Genomic DNA, 24,364 nt, shown 5'->3' on the forward strand with positions numbered 1-24,364 from the left:
TATACATGTTTAATATTCATAAGTTTAAACAAATATTTTCAATTTTGATGACCTTCAAATCAGTATAGTATTGGAAGTTATTTATCTTCTTTCTGATGTCATAGATTATGATAAGTTGATTTGTGATGATGCAGGACCTGGATATTCCAGAAACATGGGGTGGAGGCCTATATATTTGAAGGACATGGATTTGCCTATCTCTGGTAAAAAGAGCATCGTTGTTGTTGACAATAGAATACAAACAACTGACATAGAAAAGATTAACTATCTGATTGAGAACAACCCGACATCCATCTTTTTTTTAAAGATTGTAGATCCATATTATGAAAACTGCAATGGTCATTTCTACTATTCCTTTTTGGAACACGCATCTCGATATAGAAACGCCTTTTTGCTTTCTGTATACGAACCAAAAGAAATTACCTTAGATCTAAAAGAAAAATTTAGTGATAGATTTCTTCATTTACCGTATCCCTATCTCAGCTCAAAAGAAGTAGATATCAATACCTCTAAAAAGAAGAAAATCATAATATCAGGAGCATTAAACGAAAACGTTTATCCTTACCGATATTCGATATGGAAAAAAGTAACCAGATCGTTTTTTAGATTTTTATTCAAGATTTTGAAACATCCTGGCTACTTGGATTTAAATCGAGAATATTATTTTAAACATCCTTTCGTAAAGGATAGTTATATTCAATATATATCCAAATATAAGTACATGTTATTATGTCCCAGTAGGTGTGAAATTGAACTTTTAAAATATAACGAGTGCATGTATGCTGGTGCTCTTCCTGTCGGTCTACCACCAACGAGCTATCCTACTGAAATTCAAGCACTATTTTTAAAATTAGATAATTCCTCTTTTAACCGGGATTTAATTAAGATTTTTTTTAGTAGACAAAACAGTTTAATAGTTAATCGGTTGAGGAGATTTTTGTATGAAACCCGAAATCCCAAAATCTTGAATAACAATCTTTTGAATTTTGTTAGTAAATATCATCCTTTAAATCCTAAGGACGAGTGCATATGACCTCACAAACTTCCGAGCAAATTGTTCTTTAAATACTTTTAATATTATTCAGTACTATGGTACCACAACCTTATTATAACAACCTATATAAATACCTATCAGACAATCCGATACAAGAATATTAATTATTTCCATCTATAAATTTCCTAAATAGTTATCTATGAATATTTTGTTTATCCTTCCAGAGTATTATCCACATTCTGGCGGAGGTATATCCACTTATTATTTACATTACATTAAAGCATTGCGCAACTATTGCTCTTCTATACATGTAATGGTTGGAAGTGGTTATACGCAGGATGAAATAACATATACTATAGAGGATGGTATTCAAATCGAATATTTAAAACCATCAATTTTCGATTCTTATCTAAAAAAATTTACGAAACTTTCGCTTTTCCCAGAATATCAAAGAAACGTTGCCGCAGCATGGGCCATGTGGGATCAGGCAGATCAGGGGAAAAAATATGATCTTATTGAATGTACAGATTTTGGTTTAGGTTACATTCCCTGGATAATCAATCATCATAAACCTGTAGTGACAAGACTTCATGGAAGCTTTGGACAAATAGAGTTAAAGGAACCTCAGCTGAAACAATATTTAAACGGAGACTTGAACAGGCAAACGGAATTAAATTTACTGTCTCAATCTGATGTTCTCATCACCCATAGTGAAGCAAATCAACAGTTTTGGAAAGAGATGATAAATAAGGATGTGACGATGTTATATCCTGTTTTTATTCCGCCCATTATTGAGTTTAGTTACAATGAAGAAAAATTAGACTTTGCCATTGTATGCGCAAGAATTCAACAATGGAAAGGCCCGGATATACTTTGTAAAGCGATCCAGGAACTTGGGAATAATGCACCTAAAGTTAAGTGGTACGGAAAAGATACTGCATTCAGCAAAACAAGTTCTAAATCTGAAGAACTCAAAAATGAATATCCCACTGTTTGGGGTAGTAAAATAACCTGGCACTCTGCCTTGCCCAACAACCAAGTTCTCGCTGAACAAAAAAAAGCTAAATTCGCCATTGTTCCATCCACATGGGATATGTTTAATTTTACCTGTTTGGAGTATATGAGTGCAGGCATTCCGGTGATCTGTTCGGATGGTGCAGGGGTTTCTGAGCTAATTGAAAATGGTGTAAACGGATTTAATTATCCTAAAAATGATTTCAGTTCACTTGCCAAAAACATCAACTATGCAAATGCACTTCCTGAACATGAGCGAGAAAACATAGCAGATTCGGCAATGGTCACTATCAGAACTTTACTGTCGCCCGAAAAAATTATTCCTCAAAATCTTGATCTTTACCATCATGGTATAAATAATTTTAAGGATAAGTCGTCTAACGATTATTTAAATGCAATTTACAAACCTTCAGATACACCATTTGATATAGGAGATTTTTTAGATGTTCAGCCATTAAGACCCTTATTGCAGTATATTTTTAAAAGAATTAAAAAAAAAATTAGCTTGTGAGCTCTATTTCACTATGTATTCCGGCATTTAATGCAGCAAAATATCTTCCTCGTTTGCTCCAATCAGCCCTTAATCAAAAAATTCCATTTGATGAAATAATAGTTTATGATGATGCAAGCACTGATAATACGGCTGAAATTGCTAAGCAATATGGCGCAACAGTGATTTACGGAAAAATCAATAAGGGCTGTGCGCATGGTAAAAACACCATGGCACTGGCATCAAAATCTTCCTGGGTTCATTTTCACGATGCCGACGATGAGCTACTTCCTAATTTTACCACTGTGACAAAAAAGTGGATTGACACCCCATTGTGCCCCGACATTGTATTATTAAATTTTGAATATAAAGACGGTGTTACTCATGAAATACTCGGTTATCCAAATTATAATAGAGCTAAGCTTATTGAAAACACTGAAAAATTTGTAATCGAAAATAAGTTGGTGAATTTTGCCATACTCTGTAAAGATAAATTTAATGCCATCGGAGGCTTTAATACCGATCCTGATGTTTTGTATAACGAAGACCGGGCTTTCTATTCGAAAGCAATTGTCAATCGACTTTCTTTCGATTACGAAAGCGAGGTTACCTGTATTAACTATAGGCAAAACGAAAGCATGTCAAATTCTAATCTCTTAAAATGTTGCTGGGCACACTATCATGTTTCAGAATATCTTAAAAATTACTTCGGACAAATATACTACAGAGAGATAGCGGCCTGTTATTGGGAAAATGCTACACAATCTGCTGCTTGCAAGGATTGGACACTTGTGAGAAAAAATATTGAATCTGCCAGAAGGTTAAAAAGCTTCGCTCCTCCTAAAGAAAAAACTCTTTTCACTACAGTTTGCAAACTGAATCCTTTTGCGGCATTTTGGTTGAGAGAAAAAATGATCCGTTTATTCAAACCATATTTAAGACGTGGTTAAACCCTTAGTTTCTATAATTATTCCGCTCTATAACGCCTCACCATTTATAAGTAAATGTCTTGAATCTGCAATAAATCAAACATGGCCACAGAAAGAGATCATCGTAGTGGATGATGGTTCTACGGACGATTCATTTGAAATTGCAAAAACTTACCAAAGCAAATCGGTACAAATTCACCAACAACAAAATAAAGGTGCAAGTGCTGCCAGAAATCTTGGCCTAGCTCATGCTAGGGGCGATTATATACAATTTTTGGATGCTGATGACTTTTTGAGTGAAAATAAGATAGAATTGCAGGTAGAAGTGCTTGAAAAAAACCCAGGGTACCTGGCACTTTGTGAAACTATTCATTTTTTTAATTCCTCAGATATCTTACAATCGAATCGTGACAAAAGCTGGTATAATCAAACAACTGATCAACCATTTGACTTTTTATTAAAGCTAATTGGTGGTGAAGTTATTGGGAAAGGTTACGGAGGAATGATTCAACCTAATGCCTGGCTCGTTCCATCATCCATTATAAATAAAACAGGCCCATGGAATGAAGAATTGAGTGTAGATGATGATGGAGAATATTTTTGCAGAATTTTGTTGAACACAAAAGGCATTTGTTTCGTGCCAGAAACCTTTAATTATTATCGTAAATATCTTGTTTCAGGTGCAAATATAAGTTTATCGCAACAATTAACATATAAAGGATATAGCTCAATGATCAAAGCAATTGACTTAAAATATGAATATTTACAAACGAAGGTGGCCGTGGATTTATTAAATAAAATGTTCATTGCACCCTATGTACGAGTTGGTATAGCAACTTTCCCGAAATTCAATGACCTTTCGAGATATGCGATAAACAAAGCAAAACAACTCGGTGCAAAAAAAATGACTTACTCAGGAGGTCCAGTCAGTTTGAAGCTAAGCCGCTACTTTGGCTGGCGAGTAATAAGATTAATCAGCTACTGGAGATTTGGCTTTTAGACAAAATACTGTACCCCATTGTATTGAAGTGCTTAGAATCGCTAAAGATCTTTTTAGAATTTTACACCCCAATTCACTTTATTATTATAGCTATTAAACAGATAAACATGCAAAGAAATGTTTTAACCATTGCCACAGGAAAAGAAGTATATTGGAAAATGGCTATTAATTTAATACGCTCTTTTTTATGGTGGAACAATAATTACGATATTAATTTCCAAATCGTTACTGATTTAGAAAATCCGTTACCTACTGATATAAGTGGCAAAATAGAAATTATTAAAATAAACCAAAAAGAATATGGCACCGGTTTTTCGACGAAGCTACATCTTGATAAGTTTATCAAAAACGGTTCAACTTTGTTTATTGATAGCGATTGTTTAATTTTTGAACCCCTAGATTCTATTTTCAAAAGGTTTAAAGGCTTATCCGTTTCAGTTGTTGGCAATTACATAAATGGAGGTGAATGGTTTGGGAATATTTCCGAAATACTCACTCGCTTTTCCATTTCTTCAATGCCAAAATTTAATGGTGGCATTTACTATATAGAGAAGAACGAGATCAGCGATAAAGTATTCGAAACAGCCAGGATGTTAGAGAAAGAATATGATAATATAGGTTTTACCCGTTTAAGATCTCAACCTAATGATGAAGTTATTATTTCACTGGCTATGCAGCTAAATGGTCAAACTCCATTGATAGACGACGGAACAATAATGAGTGATCCACAAGCCTGTAGAGGACCATATCATATTAATGTTCTTAAAGGCACCAGAGTCTTGATAAACCCTAAATTTCCTGATCGGCTTAATCAAGATTGGTATCCATTTAATGAGGTTCAACCGGTTATTGTACATTTTCTAGGAGAATTCACCAAAGACTTTCATTATAAAAAGGAGGTTTATCGGTTACATGCAAAATCAAAAAATAGGCCTGAATTATGGATTAATCTGGTTTGTAATTTATCCATTAAATATCCGGCAACCATTAAAAATAATTTTAAAGCTATGTTTAGGCCATTATATCATAAGCTTTGGGGTTTCAGATCAATTAAACAATCGGAAAGGATTTTATGATTACTTACGTGACACACTATTTTAACGTTTATGGATAAACTCAAGTTATGCAGAAAATCTTTTTGGAAAAGATTGCATGTCTTATATTAAGTATTACAACTCAAATTTTTATAAAAAAAGTAAAAAGGCAAACCAATTATTTAAATTATCCTGAAAATAACAGCACGTGATATTGAGAAATAAAATAATTACTTCTGTAAATGGTTGATGTTAGCATTATAATACCAACCTACAATCGTTTATGGTGTTTACCAAGAGCTATAAGTAGTTGTTTGAATACGAAATGTAATGTAGAAATAATTGTTGTAGATGACGGAAGTACTGACGGAACGTGGGATTGGCTTTCAACTCAAACAAAAATAATAGCTCTTTACCAGCAAAATCAAGGACAAACATATGCTATAAATCGAGGAGTTAGTATTGCTTCTGGCAAGTATATAAGATTTTTGGATAGCGATGATTTTCTAACAGAAAGCATAATAGACGACCAGTTTAAAGTTGCAGAAGATAATTTCGCTGACCTTGTTTATTCAAAGGTGGATATCTATAACAACGATAATGGTCAGATATTCAAATCACCTGGAATTGAGAAATGGAACGACTTTTTAGAAATTCAATTGAGTAATAGACCTGGAAGTCACTTTTTAGGCATGCTATTTAAAACGAACCATGTTAAAAATATACCTAGAAGAGCAGATTTTGCTTTAAGGGAAGATAGAATGTTTTTACTTGAATATGGTCTTTTAGAACCAAAAACTGTTTTTTTAGATATTTGTGCTGGATATTGGGTTAAGCATAATGACCAAATGCAAGCGAATTATCAGGGATTGAAAGCTCAAGTAACAAATTGGCAACACTTAAATATTTATAAAAATATAGTTCAACACCTTCAATCTAATAACAAATTAACGCAGGGCAGAAGAAATGCGGTGAGTGAATCCCTTTGGCCATTAGCACACTGGATTGCGAAAGCTCACCTCAAAGAAGCTATTGAAATTGTTAAATGGATATATGAGCTTAATCCGGATTTTCAAATCCCTGAAACCGGGCTTTTGGGATGGTGCTACAGAAAATTAGGATTCACAACTACTGAAAAGATTTTAGTTATTAGAAGATTATTATTTGGAAATAATTTTATCAGGTATTAAAGATATATGTCTCATATAAATCTCTTCTATTCAGAACCAGATCCGGATCGATGGATAAAATTTGATCGTTATCCGAGGAGATGGATTCGCAGAATACTGAGAGGTAAGCCCAAACCTGGTGGTGTGATGATGGTAGCGCTTGAGCTTATAAAGGGACTGGAACTATTAAACATTCCCTACCGGTTCAACGACTATAAATATGCTAAACAACATCCAGAGGAATTAATTGGGGTTATCGGCAAGCCACATCTAATATTTGAAAGAAGATTCAAAAATCCAATTCTGTTTGGTGCTGGTGTTTTCTCACATCCAATCGAATGTCCTGACTTATTTCAAAAATATCCCAATGTCAAAAAAATATTGGTACCTGGTGAGTGGATGAAAGAAATGTGCGAACCTTATTATGGCAATCAAGTAAAAAGCTGGGCAGTTGGTATTGACAGCAACCTTTGGGCATCTACCAACAATAAACCAAAAGAATATGATTTCCTCATTTACGATAAAGTGAGATGGAATTATGAAAGCCTAAAAGACGAACTTATTAATCCAATCTATAAAATTCTTAAAGAAAAGAATTTGTCTTATCACATCATCAAGTACGGCAATTATATACCAAGCCAACTAAGGGATATGATTGAGATGAGTAAAGCAGTAATTTTTCTTTGTGAACACGAAACGCAAGGCATTGCCTATCAGCAAATCCTTTCAACAGATACCCCAATTTTTGCATGGGATAGAGGCGGATTTTGGCAAGACCCTTACTATTACCCGGAAAAGGTTAAGTTTCAGCCCGTGAGTTCTGTACCATACTGGGATAATAGATGTGGACTGAAGTTTAGAGATATAAACCAGTTCAATGAGCTATTGCCTCAATTTCTTGACCAGCTCCAAAATCATAACTTCGAGCCCAGGCAGTATATTTTAGAAAATTTAACATTGAAGATTTGTACACAGAAATATGTCGATACCTATCAATCATTACTTTAGATGAGAATTTTAGTTATAATGGATCCTGGAATTCCAATTCCCCCACCCTTATATGGCGGGCATGAACGTTTAGTAGATATGTTTGTTAAGGAGTATATCAATAAAGGGCATGATGTAAGTTTACTGGCGGGACCAGATTCCAAATCACCTGGCAAGACATTCCATTTTGGCATTAATGACCTTAAAAGATCCAAATGGCAGAAAATAAAAGAAGTGATGTACGCGTGGAGATTCCTGATTCGCCGCAGAAACGATTTCGATCTGATCCACAATTTTGGTCGGCTTGCATATCTCCTGCCCATTATCAATACTAAACAAACAAAACTTATGACCTATGGCCGTGAAGTTTCGCAGCGTGGAATCAGATTGACCAATTTATTACCTAATAATAAACTCACTTTTACCGGTTGCAGCGATTATTGTGTTTCCACCGGTAACATCGCAGGGAGTTGGAAAACAGTATACAATGCAATCGACTTTTCGAAATATGAATTTCAAGATCAGGTTGAGGAAAATGCTCCTTTGATGTTTCTAGGTAGAATGGATAAAATAAAAGGCTTACATCATGCAATTGATGTTGCCTTGGCTACACATAACAAACTTTGGATTGGAGGTAATATTCCGAATACACCTGACAATCTGAGATACTACGAGCAGGTGATAAAACCCAGAATAGATGGCCAGCAAATTATTTATTTAGGAGCGCTGGATGATTGTGCAAAAAATACATACTTAGGAAAATCGAAAGGACTTCTTTTCCCTATTGAATGGGACGAACCTTTTGGAATGGTAATGGTTGAAGCAATGGCCTGTGGAACACCCGTTATTGCTTTTAAAAAGGGTGCTGTTCCAGAAGTTATAAAAGAAAGTATAAACGGCTTAGTGGTAAATAATATAGTTGAAATGATTTACGCTATTAAAAAACTGCCTAGTCTTTCACGTAGGACGTGCCGGGATGATGCGTTTAAGAGATTTGATACCAAAGTAATCGCAGAAGCGTATTTAAAATTACATTCATGATTAAAAAGCTAATCCCCCAAAAGCTGATTAACTACTTAAAAATTAAACTTGGTGTGCCGAGTCAGAAATCGAGCCTTACTAAGTTAAAAAATTTAGGTTTCGAACCTAAAAACATACTTGATATCGGTGCCTATGAAGGTAATTGGGGTATAGAAATCGCAGAGATATTCCCTGAAGCACATATTTTAATGATTGAAGGACAACGCTCAAAAGAAGATAAACTGCTTAAAATTGCAAAAAACCTTAAAAATGCAGAAGTCTTAATTGCTTTGCTTGGTGCAGAAGTTAAAATGGTGAATTTTAATATTTATGAAACAGCCAGTTCTGTATTTACAGAAAACAATGTTACCAATGCAAAGATTGAAGAAGTACAACTAAATTTATTAGATGATATTCTTGAAAATCAGTATACGAATGCGATTGATTTTATTAAAATTGACACTCAAGGGTATGAGCTTGAAATATTAAAAGGCGGACTTAAAACGTTACATAATGCTCAAGCAGTCTTGCTTGAAGTTTCACTCCTAAATATATATAATGATGCTCCATTGGTTGATCAGGTTATGGCTTTTATGAGCGAGAACGGGTACGCGCTTTATGATATTTGCACTTTAATGCCCAGACCATACGATAAAGCGCTTTTCCAATCTGACTTTTTGTTTCTCAAAAAGGATCATTTATTAAGATCTTCTAGCAGATGGGATTGAATTCATCCAAGATAGTTTTAATTACTTCCGGCCAGCCTGCACTAAACCCAAGGTTGGTTAAAGAAGCCGATTTGTTAGCCGAAGCAGGTTACGAAGTAATCGTGATCTATCAGCACTGGAATGACTGGGCAACAGAAGTGGAAAAAACTTTGCTTCCTCAAAAGCAATGGGAAGCTATTCAAGTTGGTGGTTCTCCAAAAAACCAGGCCATCTTATATTGGTACACCAGGATAAGATTTAAAATAGCACGCCTGTTGTATAAATATTTTAAATTATTACCAGATGAAGCAATTGCACGGAGTACAACCTTGCTGCTTAGCCATGCAAAAAAACATGTAGCAGATCTTTACATTGCCCATAACCTTGGAGCATTATCTGCTGCAGTAAAAGCAGCACAAGCCCATCATGCAAAATGTGGCTTCGATGCTGAAGATTTTCACAGGTATGAGAATGCGGATAATCAAAATCATCCTATTGTAAAGCTAAATACACTCATCGAAAATACATACATTCCACAAATTGATTATTTAACCGCATCAAGCCCGCTTACCTCGGCCGCTTACTCACAAATATTCAACAGGGGATGTCCCGTAATATTAAACGTCCTCCCAAAAACTAAAAACAAACAGTTTTTTAGCAATAACGCAATACTGAGAATCTTTTGGTTTTCACAAACTATAGGAGATAATAGAGGTATAGAAACAATAATTGAAGCCCTTAACATCTCTGATAATAAGTTTGAACTACACTTACTTGGCAGCGTGGATCTGCAATATGCCGAAACACTAAAGAATCAACTTGCAATAAATAAGAGTCAAATTCATTTTCATTCTCCAATAACACCCGAAAAGCTACCAGCTTTTGCAAGCCAATTTGACATTGGAATAGCCTCAGAAACAGGGTTTTCAAGAAACAATAAATATGCACTAAGCAATAAAATTTTTACTTATATCCAAACTGGTTTAGTAACCATAGCAAGTGATACGCCAGCTCAAAAAGAATTATTAACAAAATACCCGAATATTGGCTCACTCTACAGAATTGGCAATGCCAGTCAGTTGGCAGCAGTATTAGATCAATATCAGAATGATCGCAACCTGCTATTGGTTCAAAAAACAGCTGCATTTGATTTGGGACAATCAGCGCTTAACTGGGAGGTAGAGGGCAAAAAACTGTTAGCATTGATTAGAAGTACATTCGAAGTTTGAAAAAGATCCTCATCATTTCCCCCTATTTTCCTCCAGTAAATTCGGCAGATATGCAACGCATCAGAATGAGCCTGCCCTATTTTTCCTCCCATGGATGGGAACCTGCGGTGGTAATGGTAGAGCCGGAATATACCGACCTGCCGACTGATGCCCTTTTGAATGAAAATATTCCTGCCAGCGTAACCATCCACCAGGTAAAGGCCTTGCCGAAAAAATGGACGAGTAAGGTGGGTTTAGGCAGTATTGCTTTACGTGCTTTATGGTTCTATAAGAGAAAGGTGAATCAATTACTCAAAAGTGAAAAATTTGACCTCATTTATTTTAGCACTACACAATTCCCCGTATTAATTCTAGGCCCGTACTGGAAAAAAAAATTCGGGGTCCCGTATATAATCGATATGCAGGATCCCTGGCATTCTGAATACTACCAGGACAAACCGAAGAGCGAACGCCCGAAAAAGCACTGGTTTTCATATCGGTTGAACAAGTTTTTAGAGCCTATTACCATGCAAAAAGTTGATGGGTTGATCAGTGTTTCAAAAGGCTATTTAGATACATTGACCGAGCGGTATCCCCAATTAAATGATTTACCAAAACGCATAATCACATTTGCCGCATTTCCTCCAGATTTCGAGACGGTAAGGAAACACCGCGCAGAATTCAACCTACCCTATCTAAAAACCGCATCGAATTATAATTTTGTATATGTCGGCCGCGGCGGCCACGATCTTAAACAGGCTGCAGAAATTTTATTTTCGGCATTTCAAACCGGGCTTAAAGCACATCCCGGGTTATTTAAACACGCCCGCTTTCACTTTATCGGCACCAGTTACGCCCCCAAAGGAGAAGGAGTTGCCACTATTCAACCCATTGCCCGACAAATGGATATCTCAACATATGTAAATGAACAAACCGATCGTTTACCTTTTTATCAAAGCCTGTTCACACTCGATAATGCTGATCATTTACTGATACTGGGATCTGAAGATAAAAGCTATACCGCGTCTAAAATCTTTCCTTACATTTTATCTGACAAACCCATACTGGCCTTTTTTCACTCTGAAAGCAGTGCCGCACAAATTATTAGTGAATGCCAGGCGGGCACGGTGATTCCGTTGGAAGAAGATGCTGTCCATTTACAAAAGATAGTGTATGAATATTTGCATCGGGCACTGCTAGGCAGACAACAACCTGCGAAAACCGATTGGAAAGCCTTTGAAAATTATGAAGCGTTTAACATGTGCCGTAAGCAGTGTGAAGTTTTTAATGAAGTAATAGCAAATGCGGAAAGAAAAAATGGTTAAAAAATCTATACATCGTTTGTTGCGCTTCATTTTAAGGAGGAAGCTATTTAAGGGCCAATTCAGAATTTTCCTGTCACTGTTCAAACGTCATATCCTTCATGGAATAATCACCATTACCCGGCCATTGTCTGGAAATTTTCGCTTAAATGTAAATACCGGTAACTTTATTGATGCAGCTATATATTTTACTGGTGATTACGAACCCTATTTAAAAAAACAATATCAAAAACTGATCAACCCTGGAGACTATGTCATGGATATTGGTGCCAATATTGGCTTCCACACGATGTATTTTGCTGAACTTTGCGGACCTGATGGAATGGTGTTTGCCTTTGAACCCATCCAATTCAACTACGATGCTTTATTGGATAATTTATCATTAAATAGCTTCACTCAAATACGCACTGTTAATGCTGCCTTAGGAAATGAAAACAGGGAAATGGATATACATATCGATCCATCAGCAAAAAATCCAGGAGCATATAACCTCCTTAGCGAAGGAGAAAAAAACACCTTTATAACCTGCCTGAAGGGTGATGATTATCTTTCGAGTATAGCACTTAAAAACATCAATTTTATAAAAATTGATGTTGAAGGTTATGAATATGAAGTATTGAAAGGTTTGAAACAAACGATACTACGTTTTCGCCCCACAATAATTTTTGAATATGACCGGAATTACCAGCTTAAGATGAACGCAGATGCCAGGCTTATTTTCGATTTCTTAAAAGAGCTAAAATATAATTTTTACTGTGTTGATGGTTATGGTGTACGAAAGCCTTTTACATATAATGAGCATGTACAGGGTGCTGAAATCATAGCACTTGCAAATTAACATGAAAAAACTCGCCGTCATCGTTACCCATCCCATCCAGTATTACGTGCTTTATGGTTCTATAAGAGAAAGGTGAATCAATTGCTCAAAAGTGAAAGATTTGACCTCATTTATTTTAGCACTACACAATTCCCCGTATTAATTCTGGGCCCGTACTGGAAAAAAAATTCGGGGTCCCGTATATAATCGATATGCAGGATCCCTGGCATTCTAACTATTATGAGGATAAGCCACAATCAGAAAAGCCAGCCAAATATTGGTTTTCTTATCGCCTAAATAAATTCCTGGAACCCATAGCCATAAAACAGGCAGACGGGATTATCAGTGTATCAAAAGCTTATATAGAAACCTTATGCAAACGTTATCCAGGATTAAAAACAGTACCTCAGGCAGTAATTACTTTTGGTGCTTACGCCAAAGATTTCGAACGGGTTCAAAAAAATTGGAATAAATTTGAGTTGCCATTTGAAAAAAAAGATGGATGTACACATCTGGTATATGTTGGCCGGGGCGGAAGCGACATGAAGGATGCCTTGATTTTACTATTCAACGGCTTTAGAAAAGGCCTGAATGATCAGTATGAACTTTTTAGCAAGCTCAGGTTTCATTTTATTGGTACAAGTTATGCTCCTGCAGGAAAGGGCATTCAAACAATTATGCCTATAGCCATAAAAATGGGTATTTCAGCATATGTAGAAGAGCAAACCGATCGCATCCCTTATTATCAGGGTATTTTTACTCTCTTAAATGCAGATGGTTTAATTGTAATTGGCTCAAATGATGTCCAATATACAGCTTCAAAAGTATATCCTTATATTCTAGCAGAAAAACCCTTATTAACATTGTTTCATTCAGAAAGCAGTGCCGCTAAAATCATTAAAGAATGTGAAGCTGGAGAGGTATTTACGTTAAATGACAAGGGCTTAGTAATTGAAGAAATTAGTCATGAATTATATTTAATCCTTTCAGGAAAGAAAAAGTCAACCACCAACTGGTCTGCATTTGAACAGTATAGTACTAAAAACCTGACAGAGAAACAATGTGAATTATTTAATAGTGTATTAGATGCAGGCAATCTACCGAACAATTAGTTTTATTAATAATCATCCGTTAGCCCAAAAAAACCTTATACTGGCTTACTATAGATTTTTTAAATGGCAATTCAATTCCATCATAAATAAAAATTTACAGCCTGTTCATTTTATTGGGTCTATTAATTTTTTAGCGAAAAAAAGATTAACAGGAATAACAGGAAATATCTATACCGGCCTGCATGAATTTAATGATATGGGATTTTTATTGCATTTTCTAAAACAGGATGATCTATTTTTTGATATTGGGGCAAATGTAGGCTCTTATACATTATTAGCCTCATTCCGTAAAGCAAAAACCATAGCATTTGAACCAATCCTCGAAACTTTTGATATTCTTAAAAAAAATATAGAACTGAATAGTCTTCATGCTGATGTAACTTTAGTAAACAAAGCTGTCAGCAGTAAGCATGGCATTATAAATTTTACAAATAATCAGGATACTACAAATCATGTAGTTAACCATCCTAGCGAACAAACTACAGAAGTTGAAATGATATTACTTGATGATTTTTTTGAAGAAAATAAACCTATATTAATGAAAATAGATGTAGAGGGTTTTGAAACAGAGGTATTAAATGGTGCCAAAAATTATTTATCAGATACCTCTTTAAAAGCAATAATCATTGAATTAAATGGTAGTGGAAATAGATATGGCTTTAAAGATGATGATATTCAAACTAAACTATTGAAGCATCACTTTAAACCTTACGATTATAATCCCATTACCAGGATTTTAAATGAACTTAATACCTATGGTAAAGATAATACCATTTATATAAGAGATCTCGAATTTGTTAAAAAAAGAATTCAATCAAGTGAAGCATTTAAGATTTTAAATCAAGTAATTTAAAGATTATATCAAATCCACTCCATCAAATTAATTGAAGTCACTCGCCATCATCGTTACCCATCCCATCCAGTATTACGTGCCTGTTTATCAGCAACTCGCTAAAGCCTGCCATTTGAAAGTTTTTTATACCTGGGGAGAGCAGGGTGCCGCTTCAAAATATGATCCTGGTTTTAAAAAACATGTTCAATGGGATATTCCACTACTGGATGGTTATGATTTTGAGTTTTTAAAAAATACATCCAAAAATCCCGAATCACACCATTATAAAGGCATCATTAATCCTCAATTAATTGAAAGTATCAAAGTCTTTCAGCCAGATGCAATACTCATTTATGGCTGGGCTTATCAAAGTCATCTTGCGGTGTTGCGCTACTTTAAAGGAAAAATCCCGGTATGGTTCCGTGGTGATTCTACCCTGCTGGATAAAGGTGCCGGCCTTAAACAATTGTTGCGGAATTTATTTTTAAAATGGGTTTACCGTCATGTAGACCAGGCGTTTTTTGTCGGCAGTGCAAACCAGGCATATTTTTTAAGATTTGGCCTGCAAAACAGGCAACTCATTTTTGCACCGCATGCAATAGACAATAGCCGTTTTGCGGCAGACAGATCAGATGAGGCCCTTTTGCTCAGGAAAAAACTGGGTATTGATCAGGACGCATTAGTCATTCTATTTGCCGGGAAGCTGGAGAAAAAGAAAAATCCTGAATTATTATTGCATGCTTTTATCGATCTGAATATAAATAACGTTCATCTCCTCTTTGTTGGGAATGGCGAACTGGAAACTGTTTTAAAGCAGAGAATCGAAAGCCTGGAAACCGATAACACTGATACAATCAACTTACCCTTACACACGAAGATTCATTTTATAGATTTCCAGAATCAGACGGATATGCCTGTAGTTTACCAGGCATGTGATCTATTCTGCCTACCTTCACAGGGTCCTGGTGAAACCTGGGGTCTGGCTGTTAATGAAGCCATGGCTGCAGGCAAAGCGATTTTGGTTTCCGATCGGGTAGGTAGTGCAAAAGATTTAATTTCAGAAGGAATAAATGGCAACATATTTATTTCAGGTGATTTAACCGACCTGAAAAATAAACTATTGATCTTAACTGCAGACCGTGAACAGCTATCGGCCATGGGGCAGGTAAGTAAAGAGATGATTCAAAACTGGACATTCAAACATCAGGTTAACGCATTGATTAAAACATTACATGAAGAGCACTAAGCACGTTTACTATATCCTATTGTATATACCGTACCTGCTCAGCGTGGCTGTACGATCTTTACCCCATAGTTCTTACTTAATTGCCTGGTTTGGCTCATTCTTTATCTTTTGGGTGTGTTTCAAAGGAATTATTAAAAAACTCCCAAATGATCTGCCCCTCTTTGAACAATTATTAAGACCTGTCTTTTTTCTGCATGTCATCTTTGCAGGCTATATGGCCTGTACTTCTATTTTTTATTATGTGAATGCTTTAGGTTATGAATATTTCAGTTATGTGGGAAACAGGGATTTTTTATCAGGAGATATTTATAAGTCCATTGCGCTTTGTCAGCGTTATTATGTTTTAGGCCATGCTGCACTCGCACATGGGATTATTGCCGGGATGAATGATCCGCAGGAAAAAAAGTACCGGGTTTATGCACCATCCATGAGTAACTTATTATTGGGTATTTCAGTGGCATGTTTGCCTTTAGGCTATGTATTCTCTAAAATTGGCAGCTTAAACCAGTTTAGTGTGCAGTTAAGCGGCCTCAGTTTTGTGGCAGGCAGCATTGCACTGGCCTTTGCCATCCGGGAAAATAAAAGCGTTAATCTTTGGGCATCAGCAGGACTCTTTGTTTTAAATATGATGTCGGCCTTAAGTTCCGGATTTAAAGAACCCATCATCATTTGTGTATTACTGCTGGGTGTTTTTCTCCTGCCTGTTTACGGGAAAAAAGTATTACCCGTACTGATTCCAGTATTAGTTTTATTATTTTTTGTGCTTCCCACCTTTATCGGAAACTTTAGAAAAATATCTTCACAAGGGACGGACGCCATCACCGCTAGGAACAAAAGTTTCGACAGCATTTTCAACAATGATCACCTAAGCAATGATTTACAGGAAGATAACTGGGCATTTTTAACCGGTCGTTTATCCGAAATCAGTATGTTTATTACCTATACACAATCTACCCCCTATTACATCCCCTACTACAAAACCAATCTGCTTAAAAGTGCCTTGCAAACTATCGTTCCACGTGTATTATGGCCTGGAAAACCCAATGTTGAAGAATTGGTTATGAATCGGGTTTATGCTGCGAGAGTGGTTGACAGGGAAAGTATTGTATCGGCCAAGCCTGCATTTATTGTAGACTGTTACCTCTCTTATGGTGGAATAGGCATCTGGATAGGCCTGTTTTTATATGGATATGTCGCCCAGAACCTTTCAGCACTTGCAGAAAGGATGTTCGGCGGTTATTTTATGGGAACGGCCGTGATGTTTGCAGGTTTGTTTCAAATTCTGTGGCGGGGAAACAGTTTTGAATTTGTTGCAAATGCTGTTTTCTGGAGTTTGATCACCATGTTGATCTTTCAAAAGGTATTTAAAGCCAGGGGAATCTTATATCAAGCCAGTTGAAAGTTATTCACGTTACCGCTTCCTATAAACCTGCATACATTTATGGTGGCCCTATTCAGAGTGTGGGCAAACTTTGTGAAGCCCTTGCTGCCGATCATAAGCACCCGATCCATCTTGAAGTTTTCACCACCACCGCCAATGGCGCTGCTGAACTTGCGGTAGAGACGCAGCAACCGCAGGTGGTTGATGGGGTTCAGGTAACCTATTTTAAAAGATGGACAAAAGACCACAGTCATTTTTCGCCAGGCTTACTATTAAGATTAAGAAAAGTACTTAAACAGGCTCAGCAGAACGATGAACAACTCATTATTCATATCCATGCCTGGTGGAACCTGGTTTCTATATTGGGTTGTCTGATCGCCAAATGGTATAATTTCCATGTAGTACTTTCCCCAAGAGGCATGCTTACCCATTATAGTCAACATAACCGACACTCCTTTGCGAAGCGTTTCATTCATTCCATTATGGGCAGGCGCCTGTTAAGCTACTGCCATATTCATGCGACCAGCTTGCAGGAAAAGGCAGATATTCTGCAAATAATTCGTCATAAACCCATTACCGTCATCCCCAATCTGATCAATTTAGCACCAGCGACACATCAGCCGCAGCCGATTTCAACCGGATCCACGTTGAATCTGATTTTCCTCTCCAGAATCGAAGAAAAGAAAGGGCTGGATTTATTATTCGATGCGCTTGCAAGGCTTAATTTTTCCTGGTATTTAACTATAGTGGGATCCGGATCAGCAAATTATGTGAAAAATTTAAAAGATCGGGCCAATGACTTGAAGATTGACGATCAGATTAAATGGTACGGACAAGTGAATGATCAGGATAAGTTTGAATTGATGGCTACACATGATGTACTGGTTTTAACCTCTTACAATGAAAACTTTGCTAATGTTGTGCTCGAGAGCCTTAGTGTTGGCACCGCCGTTTTAATTTCTGATCAGGTTGGATTGGCAGACTATGTCGAGGATAAAGATTTAGGATGGATTTGCCGCTTAACAGTACACGATATCATAAATAAACTCATTTCTTCAAATGATCAAAATAAAAGAGAAAAGATCAGACTGACAGCACCAGATCTGGTGAGACAGGATTTTAATGCAGAATTACTGGCAAGAAGATATTTGGAAATGTATAAGGAAGCGATGCGTTGTGAAGTTGATCAGACGGGTATAGTTGGGGATTATAATAATGAATAAGAATTATAGTTTTATTATACTCACCCTCAACGAAGAAATGCACTTGCCCAGGCTTTTGGAATCTATCAAAGGTCTCCATGCAGCAACCTATATTTTAGACAGTGGAAGTATTGATGCCACCATCGGGATTGCAGAAAAATATGGTGCTATAGTTAAACTGCATTTCTTTGAAAACCACCCTAAACAGTGGGATTTTGCTTTAAAAAACTTTGATATTCAAACGCCCTGGACTATTGGCTTGGATGCAGATCAAATCGTAACACCTGAACTTTATCACCTGCTTGATCAATTTAAAGCGGAAGAATATACCGGCGTTAACGGAATTTACTTTAACCGTAAAAATTATTTTCAGGGAAAATGGATTCGATTTGGAGGCTACTATCCGATTTACCTTCTAAAAATGTTTCGAACGGGAATCGGATATTCAGACCTAAATGAAAACATGGATCACCGCTTTATTACTTCCGGAAAAACAATGATCTGGAAAAAGGGGCACCTGGTGGAAGAAAATCTGAAAGAAAACGATATTGATTTCTGGTTTAAAAAACATGAGCGATATAGTGATCTTATTGCACTTGAAGAAGTGGAAAGAATGCAAAACAAAAGAACACAAACCTTAAAGCCAAATTTATTGGGGAATCCTGATGAACAAAAGGCATGGCTCAGGCGCCTGTGGTGGAAACTACCCCTGGGCTTCAGGCCCTATTTATATTATGGCTTCCGGATGTTTTTTCAATTCGGTTTATTCGATAATAAAACGGCCAGACGCTTTCATTACCTTCAAGGACTCTGGTTTAGAAAGTTAGTGGATAAAAAAATCAATATTCTACTCCAAAAAAAAAATCTTTCACAATAGTATCATATTCTCACCTAGTTATAGCTCAAGATGCAAAGCCAAAAAATTACAACAGATAAAAAAGCGGCTAATAAAAAAGCCATCCAGTTTATTATTACCTTATTTGTACTGTATATTTTTTTCAGTCAGGGTAACCTCTTCATGTTTAGCGTGATGACACCTACCGGGCGTTATTACAATCCATACATTGCTGAACATTTTGATTATATTCAGGGTCTGAAAACTGCATTGATTAATCCAGCCGTATGGATAATCAAGTTATTTGGCTTTTATGCCATTCATAATGAAATGGATGTTTTAATCATTAACGGTCCGTATTTAAGAATCAACTATTCTTGCCTGGGTTTAGGAGTAATGAGTTTTCTGACTGCTTTTGTACTCGCCTATCCGGCATCATGGAAAGCTACCTTTAAAATGCTTTTTTTAGGTATAATAACCATTTATATACTGAATATCCTGAGAATTGCAGGACTAGGGCTATTATTTGGTTTATTTCAAAGCCAGCGCAATTATTTTGAGTATCACCATGAAATCTTCAATGTTATCGTTTATATCATCATATTTGTGATGCTTTACATCTGGATCAAAAAGAACACTACAAAAGTCAGGCTTTAGGAAAAATTATCATTAACCAAAAAAAATTGCTAAAAACACAGTTACAGAAAGATTTTAATACCGGTCATTTTCAGATTGGTGCTTCAGTTTTGAAGCAATTGCTATGGTATTTTACGGATGTGTTTTTCTTTAGAAGTAAGCTTATTCCATTCAGCACTGTGCTCGTTTTTTTATTAAGGGCATTTGGTGCAAAAATTGGCAGGGAGGTCCGCATTAAACCAGGCATACAAATCAAATATCCCTGGAAACTGGAAATTGGTGATTATTCCTGGCTGGCAGATTGTTATATAGAAAACCTGGATTGGGTAAAGATTGGTGACCATTGTTGCATTTCACAGCAGGCCATGCTCATGACCGGTAACCATAATTATAAAAAAACAACTTTTGATTTAATGATATCGCCCATCATTTTAGAAGATGGGGTATGGGTTGGTGCAAGGGCGACAGTATGTCCGGGTTTGAAATTACATAGCCATTCCATATTAAGTATGGCTGGTGTGGCTGTAAGCAATCTTGACGCTTATGGCATTTATCATGGAAATCCTGCTGTAAAAATAAGAGACCGGATAATTCTTTAAATATGAATTATTTATTAAATTTCTTAAGCCACTTTGTGGCTTTTTTTATTGGTGATCATCTTTCAAATTTTTTAATTCATCCGGTATTTTAGCTGCCTGAAGCATTGATTCGAAGAAAAGTTAACGTACACTGATAAAATCTGATACAGAATATGAACAGATATATTACTCTTACCGAAAAAGTACCTGTACAAGCTGAGTATATCTACCCGTTTTTACCTCATTAAGGCAATTCTGCCTGTTATTTAAAAACCCTCCTGAAAGCTTTCGTGTTGTTTTCACAATCATCCTTGTTAAACCTTAACTGTTTACCTATGACAGAAAATGAATTTTCCATCAGCGTTAAAACACATGCTAAATCGCTGATCTCGCATGCGTTAAAATTTACCAAGGACCTCGATGATGCGAATGACCTTGTTCAGGATACACTCGTTAAAGCCACCCGGTTTGCTTACCGGTGTGATTATGAAACCAATACTAAAGTCTGGCTTTTTGTAATCATGCGAAATACCTTCATTAACAATTACCACAAAGGTGTTAGGCACAGAAGTAGAATTGTTCGGGAAGATGAGATATCCTCAAATCAGATGGCTTACAGTGCAACTACTAATGGTGCTGAAACCAGTTTTGCAATGGATGATATTAAAAAAGCATTGAACAGCCTTCCGGCGATGTATTCCGTGCCATTTATACGGTATTTTGAAGGCTATAAATATCAGGAAATTGCCGATGAACTGAATTTACCACTCGGAACCGTTAAAACTTATATCCATCATGCCAGGTTAAGGTTAAAAAAATTGCTCAAGCAGTATAAAAACAACTGAACCTGTTTAACTCAAACCTAACCGGCCATCCTGAAAATTTCAGGATGGCCGGTTTTATTCCCGGGTGTTAGAACTTTTAAAGCACAATATCAGCTATTTCAGCAGCTGAAGCGCCCGCATTTCCCCTGGGTGTATTTTCATTGTAAGAAGCCTCCAGGTGATTCAGGTATATTTTTAAATTCTGAATCTTCACATTTACCGCATCCTGCTGTTCAACAGAATGTTCAGGAGCACCATCCATGGCATTGAGTACATCCACAGAATAATCCATAAAATCCTTCAGATTCTCGGATAAGAGTTCTTTCTTTTCTATCATTTTAATTTTGTTTGTAGAAATAACAGGAAGAACAGCAAAAGGTTCAGGTTAAATTTAAAGGCTGGAAGTTCTCGGCACTAAAGAAATGAATTTATGCTTCATTGATGATTTAAAAAGCGATTTTTCAAACAAATTCATACACTTGATACACATTAAATGTTTGCCTTTAATTTGCATTTAACGTAACATTTTTGTATCTTTATGTTCAACCAAAAAGAAAAAGCCTATTCATCAAGACCTACTTAAATCATTATTATAATCGTATAGCCTATGAGAAATTATGTTTTGGGAGTCTCCGGTCTTTTGTTAATTGCTACTTGCTCATTGTTTACCGCATGGAAAAATGATGATGCCAAACAAGCAGATAAGCGGTTTTCATCCGAAAACACTTTGGAGACAGCCTATATTCATCATGCAAGATCACTTTATCAATCTGCACATTTAAAAGATTCAGGACTCTCTTTTCCTGTATTTGAAAAAGCCTTAACTGGTTACTATAATTTAAAAAAAGCTGGCTTGCTTTCTGATCATGCCCTTTTAAGCATCGCTGATTTTGATCAGCCAAGCACCAGTAAAAGATTGTATGTATTAAATGTTGACCAAAGGGATGTGGTGCTCAATACCTGGGTAGCGCACGGACAGCGAAGTGGTGAAAATCAGGCTGTAACTTTTTCCAACCAGAATGATTCATTTGCAAGCAGCATTGGTTTTTTCGTTACCGGCGAAGAATATCATGGTACACATGGCCGATCCTTAAAACTGGATGGCATGGACCCGGGTTTTAATGATAATGCCAGGCTGCGTTCTATCGTGATTCATGGTGCACCATACGTTAGTGAAGGTACTATAGCGGCTTTAGGACGATTGGGCAGAAGCCAGGGTTGCCCTGCTGTGGCTCCCGAGCTGGCTGATCCGCTTATTTCTTCCCTTGGTGAAGGTAGTGTACTTTTCATCAATAAATCTTCTGAGCGGTATGCTTCTACCTTTCTTAATGAAGAAAGTGCCTATCTGGCGATGATGCCTGAAATTAATGATACGCCGCTTTATGGCAACATTTCCAATATGGATTAAATTTTAATGAGATGCGTATACAACACGGCATCCAATCCATAAATATCCTTTGCAAATTTCAGTTTTCCTTCAGTATCCTGCCAGCAGGTATAATAGCTGAGATACACTGGAATTTGCTTTGGAAGTGAGATATTTTCGGCTTTTGGGTCTTTACTGACCATACCTGTACTGATCCTGTCGAATTTTTTTCCTGTACCAAAAAGTGCTCTTGCTAGTTCAAGAGGCTGTTCTACCCGAACACAGCCATGGCTCACCGCCCTTACAGGCTGATTAAAAGCCGCTTTTGCGGGCGTGTCATGCAAATACACACTACTTTGGTTATTAAACAGGAATTTGATTTTACCCAATGAATTATCATCCCCCGGACGTTGTTTAAAAGTATAGGTTTTTCCAACATCGGCAGCAGACCAGTCAATAGTTTCCGGGTCTTCGACCAGTTTTCCCTTATAAAACACATCAATATTTTTATTACCTAAATAATAACGATCTTTTGCTGCGTATTTAACAATTTCATTGGTTGCAATACTTTCCGGAATATTCCAAACCGGATTTACCTGAACGCTATGGATCATACTTTTTAGCTGTGGTGTTTCACGGTTGAAAGGCCTGTCTTTTTCAAGGTCATTGTCATCAAATTCTGTTAATGAAGGGGCAATATTCTCGTTCCGCCCCTCTCCTACACATACTTTCATGGTTAAAGCAGCTTTTCCATTTTCGATGACATGAAGCTTAAATTCAGGAATATTTACCCAAACGTACTTATCCTCGGCCGGGATATTCTTCCAGCGTAAACGTTCAAGATTTACCGCAATGAGGCGTTTACTTTCTTCAGCAGAGCATCCCGGAGCAAGCACCTCTTGCTTCAGCGCCTGCTGCAGCATTTTATAATCTGCTCCTGCCGGCTGGATGCTGTCCAGAAAGAAGGCCAGATTTTTAGTTTGATAAGGTTTGATAAAACTAAATGAATCTGGTCTTTTTGTTTTGGTATAATATTGCGCATAAATGCGACGCGGACTTACCTTTCCAAATTCTATTGCCTGACTATAAGCTGTAATGGAATGGCTGGCGGCAAATTCCAGTTCTATCAACGCCTGATAGGCTGCATCCAGGTTATTTATATTGGTTTGCTGGTGGATTTTTGCGAGTGTTGATTTAAATTCCGAAACCTTAAATGTTTCCGGGGATAAACCATGATCTCCAGCCCGGGAAATGATTTCAGTAGCCTTTAACAATCCGCTATCCGGAAAATATTTCGTCACTAATACCGGTTCATAATTGTTGGCTGCGTATATAGCTTCAGTAAATTTAGGGTTTTGAAGTGTTTTCGCACGACTGGCTATGGCTGATTTTAGCTTCTGACCAAATTGCTCCATATCTACCTGACTGAAAATCTTATTACCGGTTTCTTTAGCCAGCTGCGCACCAATTTGTGATTTATTTTTCTTGCAACTTTGTAATATAGTTAAACTGAATATAATCAGCAGGAATATGCCCAACAGCCCGGGCCTTCTAAATTTCAATAAATACATAGCCTATATAATCTGATTTTCAGGCGATTTGTTTTATCAATTTCTTATCTGACTGACGACTAAATCATTGCATTAATTACGATATCCATG

General features: G+C 36.6%; 24 protein-coding genes. 22 read left to right on the plus strand and 2 right to left on the minus strand.

The window, feature by feature from the left end; genetic code table 11:
• Positions 1 to 70: 70 nt before the first annotated feature.
• The 21 genes from OQX64_RS11480 (at position 71) to OQX64_RS11580 (ending at position 21,358) form a co-directional block, all read left to right on the plus strand.
• Positions 71 to 1,033: a hypothetical protein gene (locus tag OQX64_RS11480; RefSeq protein ID WP_265818863.1), complete on the plus strand. Its 963-nt coding sequence runs from the start codon at positions 71 to 73 to the stop codon at positions 1,031 to 1,033.
• Positions 1,034 to 1,193: 160 nt separating this feature from the next.
• Positions 1,194 to 2,519, plus strand: coding sequence for a glycosyltransferase family 4 protein (locus OQX64_RS11485; RefSeq protein WP_265818864.1), 1,326 nt, complete (start codon positions 1,194 to 1,196; stop codon positions 2,517 to 2,519).
• Entirely contained in the window at positions 2,516 to 3,448 is a 933-nt protein-coding gene (locus OQX64_RS11490; RefSeq protein WP_088300119.1) for a glycosyltransferase family 2 protein, read from the plus strand. The genes OQX64_RS11485 and OQX64_RS11490 overlap by 4 nt, the downstream gene beginning before the upstream one ends.
• Positions 3,441 to 4,427 (plus strand): glycosyltransferase family 2 protein, encoded by a 987-nt coding sequence (locus tag OQX64_RS11495; RefSeq protein ID WP_265818865.1) that lies wholly within the window; start codon positions 3,441 to 3,443, stop codon positions 4,425 to 4,427. The genes OQX64_RS11490 and OQX64_RS11495 overlap by 8 nt, the downstream gene beginning before the upstream one ends.
• Positions 4,428 to 4,534: 107 nt before the next feature.
• Positions 4,535 to 5,503: a hypothetical protein gene (locus OQX64_RS11500; protein ID WP_265818866.1), complete on the plus strand. Its 969-nt coding sequence runs from the start codon at positions 4,535 to 4,537 to the stop codon at positions 5,501 to 5,503.
• Between the two features lie 200 nt (positions 5,504 to 5,703).
• On the plus strand, positions 5,704 to 6,651 hold the full coding sequence (locus OQX64_RS11505; RefSeq protein WP_265818867.1) for a glycosyltransferase family 2 protein: 948 nt from the start codon (positions 5,704 to 5,706) through the stop codon (positions 6,649 to 6,651).
• 6 nt (positions 6,652 to 6,657) lie between these two features.
• A complete protein-coding gene (locus OQX64_RS11510; RefSeq protein WP_265818868.1) occupies positions 6,658 to 7,638 on the plus strand; it encodes a hypothetical protein in 981 nt (326 codons plus the stop codon).
• Positions 7,639 to 8,658 (plus strand): glycosyltransferase, encoded by a 1,020-nt coding sequence (locus OQX64_RS11515; RefSeq protein ID WP_088300126.1) that lies wholly within the window; start codon positions 7,639 to 7,641, stop codon positions 8,656 to 8,658.
• Positions 8,655 to 9,365: an FkbM family methyltransferase gene (locus tag OQX64_RS11520; RefSeq protein ID WP_265818869.1), complete on the plus strand. Its 711-nt coding sequence runs from the start codon at positions 8,655 to 8,657 to the stop codon at positions 9,363 to 9,365. The genes OQX64_RS11515 and OQX64_RS11520 overlap by 4 nt, the downstream gene beginning before the upstream one ends.
• Positions 9,366 to 9,502: 137 nt before the next feature.
• On the plus strand, positions 9,503 to 10,573 hold the full coding sequence (locus tag OQX64_RS11525; RefSeq protein WP_265818870.1) for a glycosyltransferase: 1,071 nt from the start codon (positions 9,503 to 9,505) through the stop codon (positions 10,571 to 10,573).
• Positions 10,574 to 10,623: 50 nt separating this feature from the next.
• A complete protein-coding gene (locus tag OQX64_RS11530; RefSeq protein ID WP_265818871.1) occupies positions 10,624 to 11,877 on the plus strand; it encodes a glycosyltransferase in 1,254 nt (417 codons plus the stop codon).
• Positions 11,855 to 12,712, plus strand: coding sequence for an FkbM family methyltransferase (locus OQX64_RS11535; protein WP_265818872.1), 858 nt, complete (start codon positions 11,855 to 11,857; stop codon positions 12,710 to 12,712). Before OQX64_RS11530 ends, OQX64_RS11535 begins: the two co-directional genes overlap by 23 nt.
• A 191-nt stretch (positions 12,713 to 12,903) precedes the next feature.
• Positions 12,904 to 13,803: a hypothetical protein gene (locus OQX64_RS11540; protein ID WP_265818873.1), complete on the plus strand. Its 900-nt coding sequence runs from the start codon at positions 12,904 to 12,906 to the stop codon at positions 13,801 to 13,803.
• Entirely contained in the window at positions 13,778 to 14,656 is an 879-nt protein-coding gene (locus tag OQX64_RS11545) for an FkbM family methyltransferase (RefSeq protein ID WP_265818874.1), read from the plus strand. The genes OQX64_RS11540 and OQX64_RS11545 overlap by 26 nt, the downstream gene beginning before the upstream one ends.
• Positions 14,657 to 14,687: 31 nt before the next feature.
• Positions 14,688 to 15,881, plus strand: coding sequence for a glycosyltransferase family 4 protein (locus OQX64_RS11550; protein ID WP_265818875.1), 1,194 nt, complete (start codon positions 14,688 to 14,690; stop codon positions 15,879 to 15,881).
• The gene (locus OQX64_RS11555; RefSeq protein WP_265818876.1) at positions 15,868 to 17,280 is read left to right on the plus strand and encodes an exosortase Y-associated Wzy-like protein; all 1,413 of its coding nucleotides are present in this window, start codon (positions 15,868 to 15,870) and stop codon (positions 17,278 to 17,280) included. The genes OQX64_RS11550 and OQX64_RS11555 overlap by 14 nt, the downstream gene beginning before the upstream one ends.
• Positions 17,277 to 18,485 carry an XrtY-associated glycosyltransferase XYAG1 gene (locus OQX64_RS11560; protein ID WP_265818877.1) on the plus strand — a complete coding sequence of 403 codons (1,209 nt, stop codon included), beginning with the start codon at positions 17,277 to 17,279 and terminating at the stop codon, positions 18,483 to 18,485. Before OQX64_RS11555 ends, OQX64_RS11560 begins: the two co-directional genes overlap by 4 nt.
• Positions 18,478 to 19,341, plus strand: a complete 864-nt coding sequence (locus tag OQX64_RS11565; protein WP_265818878.1) for a glycosyltransferase family 2 protein — start codon at positions 18,478 to 18,480, stop codon at positions 19,339 to 19,341. The genes OQX64_RS11560 and OQX64_RS11565 overlap by 8 nt, the downstream gene beginning before the upstream one ends.
• Positions 19,342 to 19,371: 30 nt before the next feature.
• Positions 19,372 to 19,956: an exosortase Y gene (gene xrtY / locus OQX64_RS11570; protein WP_088300139.1), complete on the plus strand. Its 585-nt coding sequence runs from the start codon at positions 19,372 to 19,374 to the stop codon at positions 19,954 to 19,956.
• Positions 19,957 to 19,982: 26 nt separating this feature from the next.
• Positions 19,983 to 20,534 (plus strand): WcaF family extracellular polysaccharide biosynthesis acetyltransferase, encoded by a 552-nt coding sequence (locus tag OQX64_RS11575; protein ID WP_265818879.1) that lies wholly within the window; start codon positions 19,983 to 19,985, stop codon positions 20,532 to 20,534.
• A 314-nt stretch (positions 20,535 to 20,848) separates the two neighbouring features.
• On the plus strand, positions 20,849 to 21,358 hold the full coding sequence (locus OQX64_RS11580; protein WP_088300142.1) for an RNA polymerase sigma factor: 510 nt from the start codon (positions 20,849 to 20,851) through the stop codon (positions 21,356 to 21,358).
• Positions 21,359 to 21,434: 76 nt separating this feature from the next.
• On the opposite strand, the gene OQX64_RS11585 is transcribed toward OQX64_RS11580, so the two are convergent.
• Entirely contained in the window at positions 21,435 to 21,674 is a 240-nt protein-coding gene (locus OQX64_RS11585) for a hypothetical protein (RefSeq protein ID WP_265818880.1), read from the minus strand.
• Between the two features lie 270 nt (positions 21,675 to 21,944).
• On the opposite strand from OQX64_RS11585, the gene OQX64_RS11590 reads away from it, so the two are divergent.
• The gene (locus OQX64_RS11590) at positions 21,945 to 22,745 is read left to right on the plus strand and encodes a murein L,D-transpeptidase catalytic domain family protein (RefSeq protein ID WP_265818881.1); all 801 of its coding nucleotides are present in this window, start codon (positions 21,945 to 21,947) and stop codon (positions 22,743 to 22,745) included.
• Here OQX64_RS11590 and OQX64_RS11595 read toward each other — a convergent pair.
• The gene (locus tag OQX64_RS11595) at positions 22,742 to 24,274 is read right to left on the minus strand and encodes a L,D-transpeptidase family protein (RefSeq protein ID WP_416240472.1); all 1,533 of its coding nucleotides are present in this window, start codon (positions 24,272 to 24,274) and stop codon (positions 22,742 to 22,744) included. The two genes, OQX64_RS11590 and OQX64_RS11595, sit on opposite strands and share 4 nt — an antisense overlap.
• Positions 24,275 to 24,364: the final 90 nt, after the last annotated feature.

It is taken from the genome of Pedobacter sp. GR22-10, from assembly GCF_026239715.1.
In the GTDB taxonomy this organism is placed as follows: Bacteria; Bacteroidota; Bacteroidia; order Sphingobacteriales; family Sphingobacteriaceae; genus Pedobacter.

Bases quoted from the DNA above. Each gene is read 5' to 3' on its own strand.
- OQX64_RS11485 (WP_265818864.1), top strand. From the start codon at position 1,194: ATGAATATTTTGTTTATCCTTCCAGAGTATTATCCACATTCTGGCGGA.
- OQX64_RS11500 (WP_265818866.1), top strand. From the start codon at position 4,535: ATGCAAAGAAATGTTTTAACCATTGCCACAGGAAAAGAAGTATATTGG.
- OQX64_RS11505 (WP_265818867.1), top strand. From the start codon at position 5,704: ATGGTTGATGTTAGCATTATAATACCAACCTACAATCGTTTATGGTGT.
- OQX64_RS11510 (WP_265818868.1), top strand. From the start codon at position 6,658: ATGTCTCATATAAATCTCTTCTATTCAGAACCAGATCCGGATCGATGG.
- OQX64_RS11515 (WP_088300126.1), top strand. From the start codon at position 7,639: ATGAGAATTTTAGTTATAATGGATCCTGGAATTCCAATTCCCCCACCC.
- OQX64_RS11520 (WP_265818869.1), top strand. From the start codon at position 8,655: ATGATTAAAAAGCTAATCCCCCAAAAGCTGATTAACTACTTAAAAATT.
- OQX64_RS11530 (WP_265818871.1), top strand. From the start codon at position 10,624: ATGCAACGCATCAGAATGAGCCTGCCCTATTTTTCCTCCCATGGATGG.
- OQX64_RS11535 (WP_265818872.1), top strand. From the start codon at position 11,855: ATGCGGAAAGAAAAAATGGTTAAAAAATCTATACATCGTTTGTTGCGC.
- OQX64_RS11540 (WP_265818873.1), top strand. From the start codon at position 12,904: ATGCAGGATCCCTGGCATTCTAACTATTATGAGGATAAGCCACAATCA.
- OQX64_RS11545 (WP_265818874.1), top strand. From the start codon at position 13,778: ATGCAGGCAATCTACCGAACAATTAGTTTTATTAATAATCATCCGTTA.
- OQX64_RS11555 (WP_265818876.1), top strand. From the start codon at position 15,868: ATGAAGAGCACTAAGCACGTTTACTATATCCTATTGTATATACCGTAC.
- OQX64_RS11565 (WP_265818878.1), top strand. From the start codon at position 18,478: ATGAATAAGAATTATAGTTTTATTATACTCACCCTCAACGAAGAAATG.
- xrtY (WP_088300139.1), top strand. From the start codon at position 19,372: ATGCAAAGCCAAAAAATTACAACAGATAAAAAAGCGGCTAATAAAAAA.
- OQX64_RS11580 (WP_088300142.1), top strand. From the start codon at position 20,849: ATGACAGAAAATGAATTTTCCATCAGCGTTAAAACACATGCTAAATCG.
- OQX64_RS11585 (WP_265818880.1), bottom strand. From the start codon at position 21,674: ATGATAGAAAAGAAAGAACTCTTATCCGAGAATCTGAAGGATTTTATG.
- OQX64_RS11590 (WP_265818881.1), top strand. From the start codon at position 21,945: ATGAGAAATTATGTTTTGGGAGTCTCCGGTCTTTTGTTAATTGCTACT.
- OQX64_RS11595 (WP_416240472.1), bottom strand. From the start codon at position 24,274: ATGTATTTATTGAAATTTAGAAGGCCCGGGCTGTTGGGCATATTCCTG.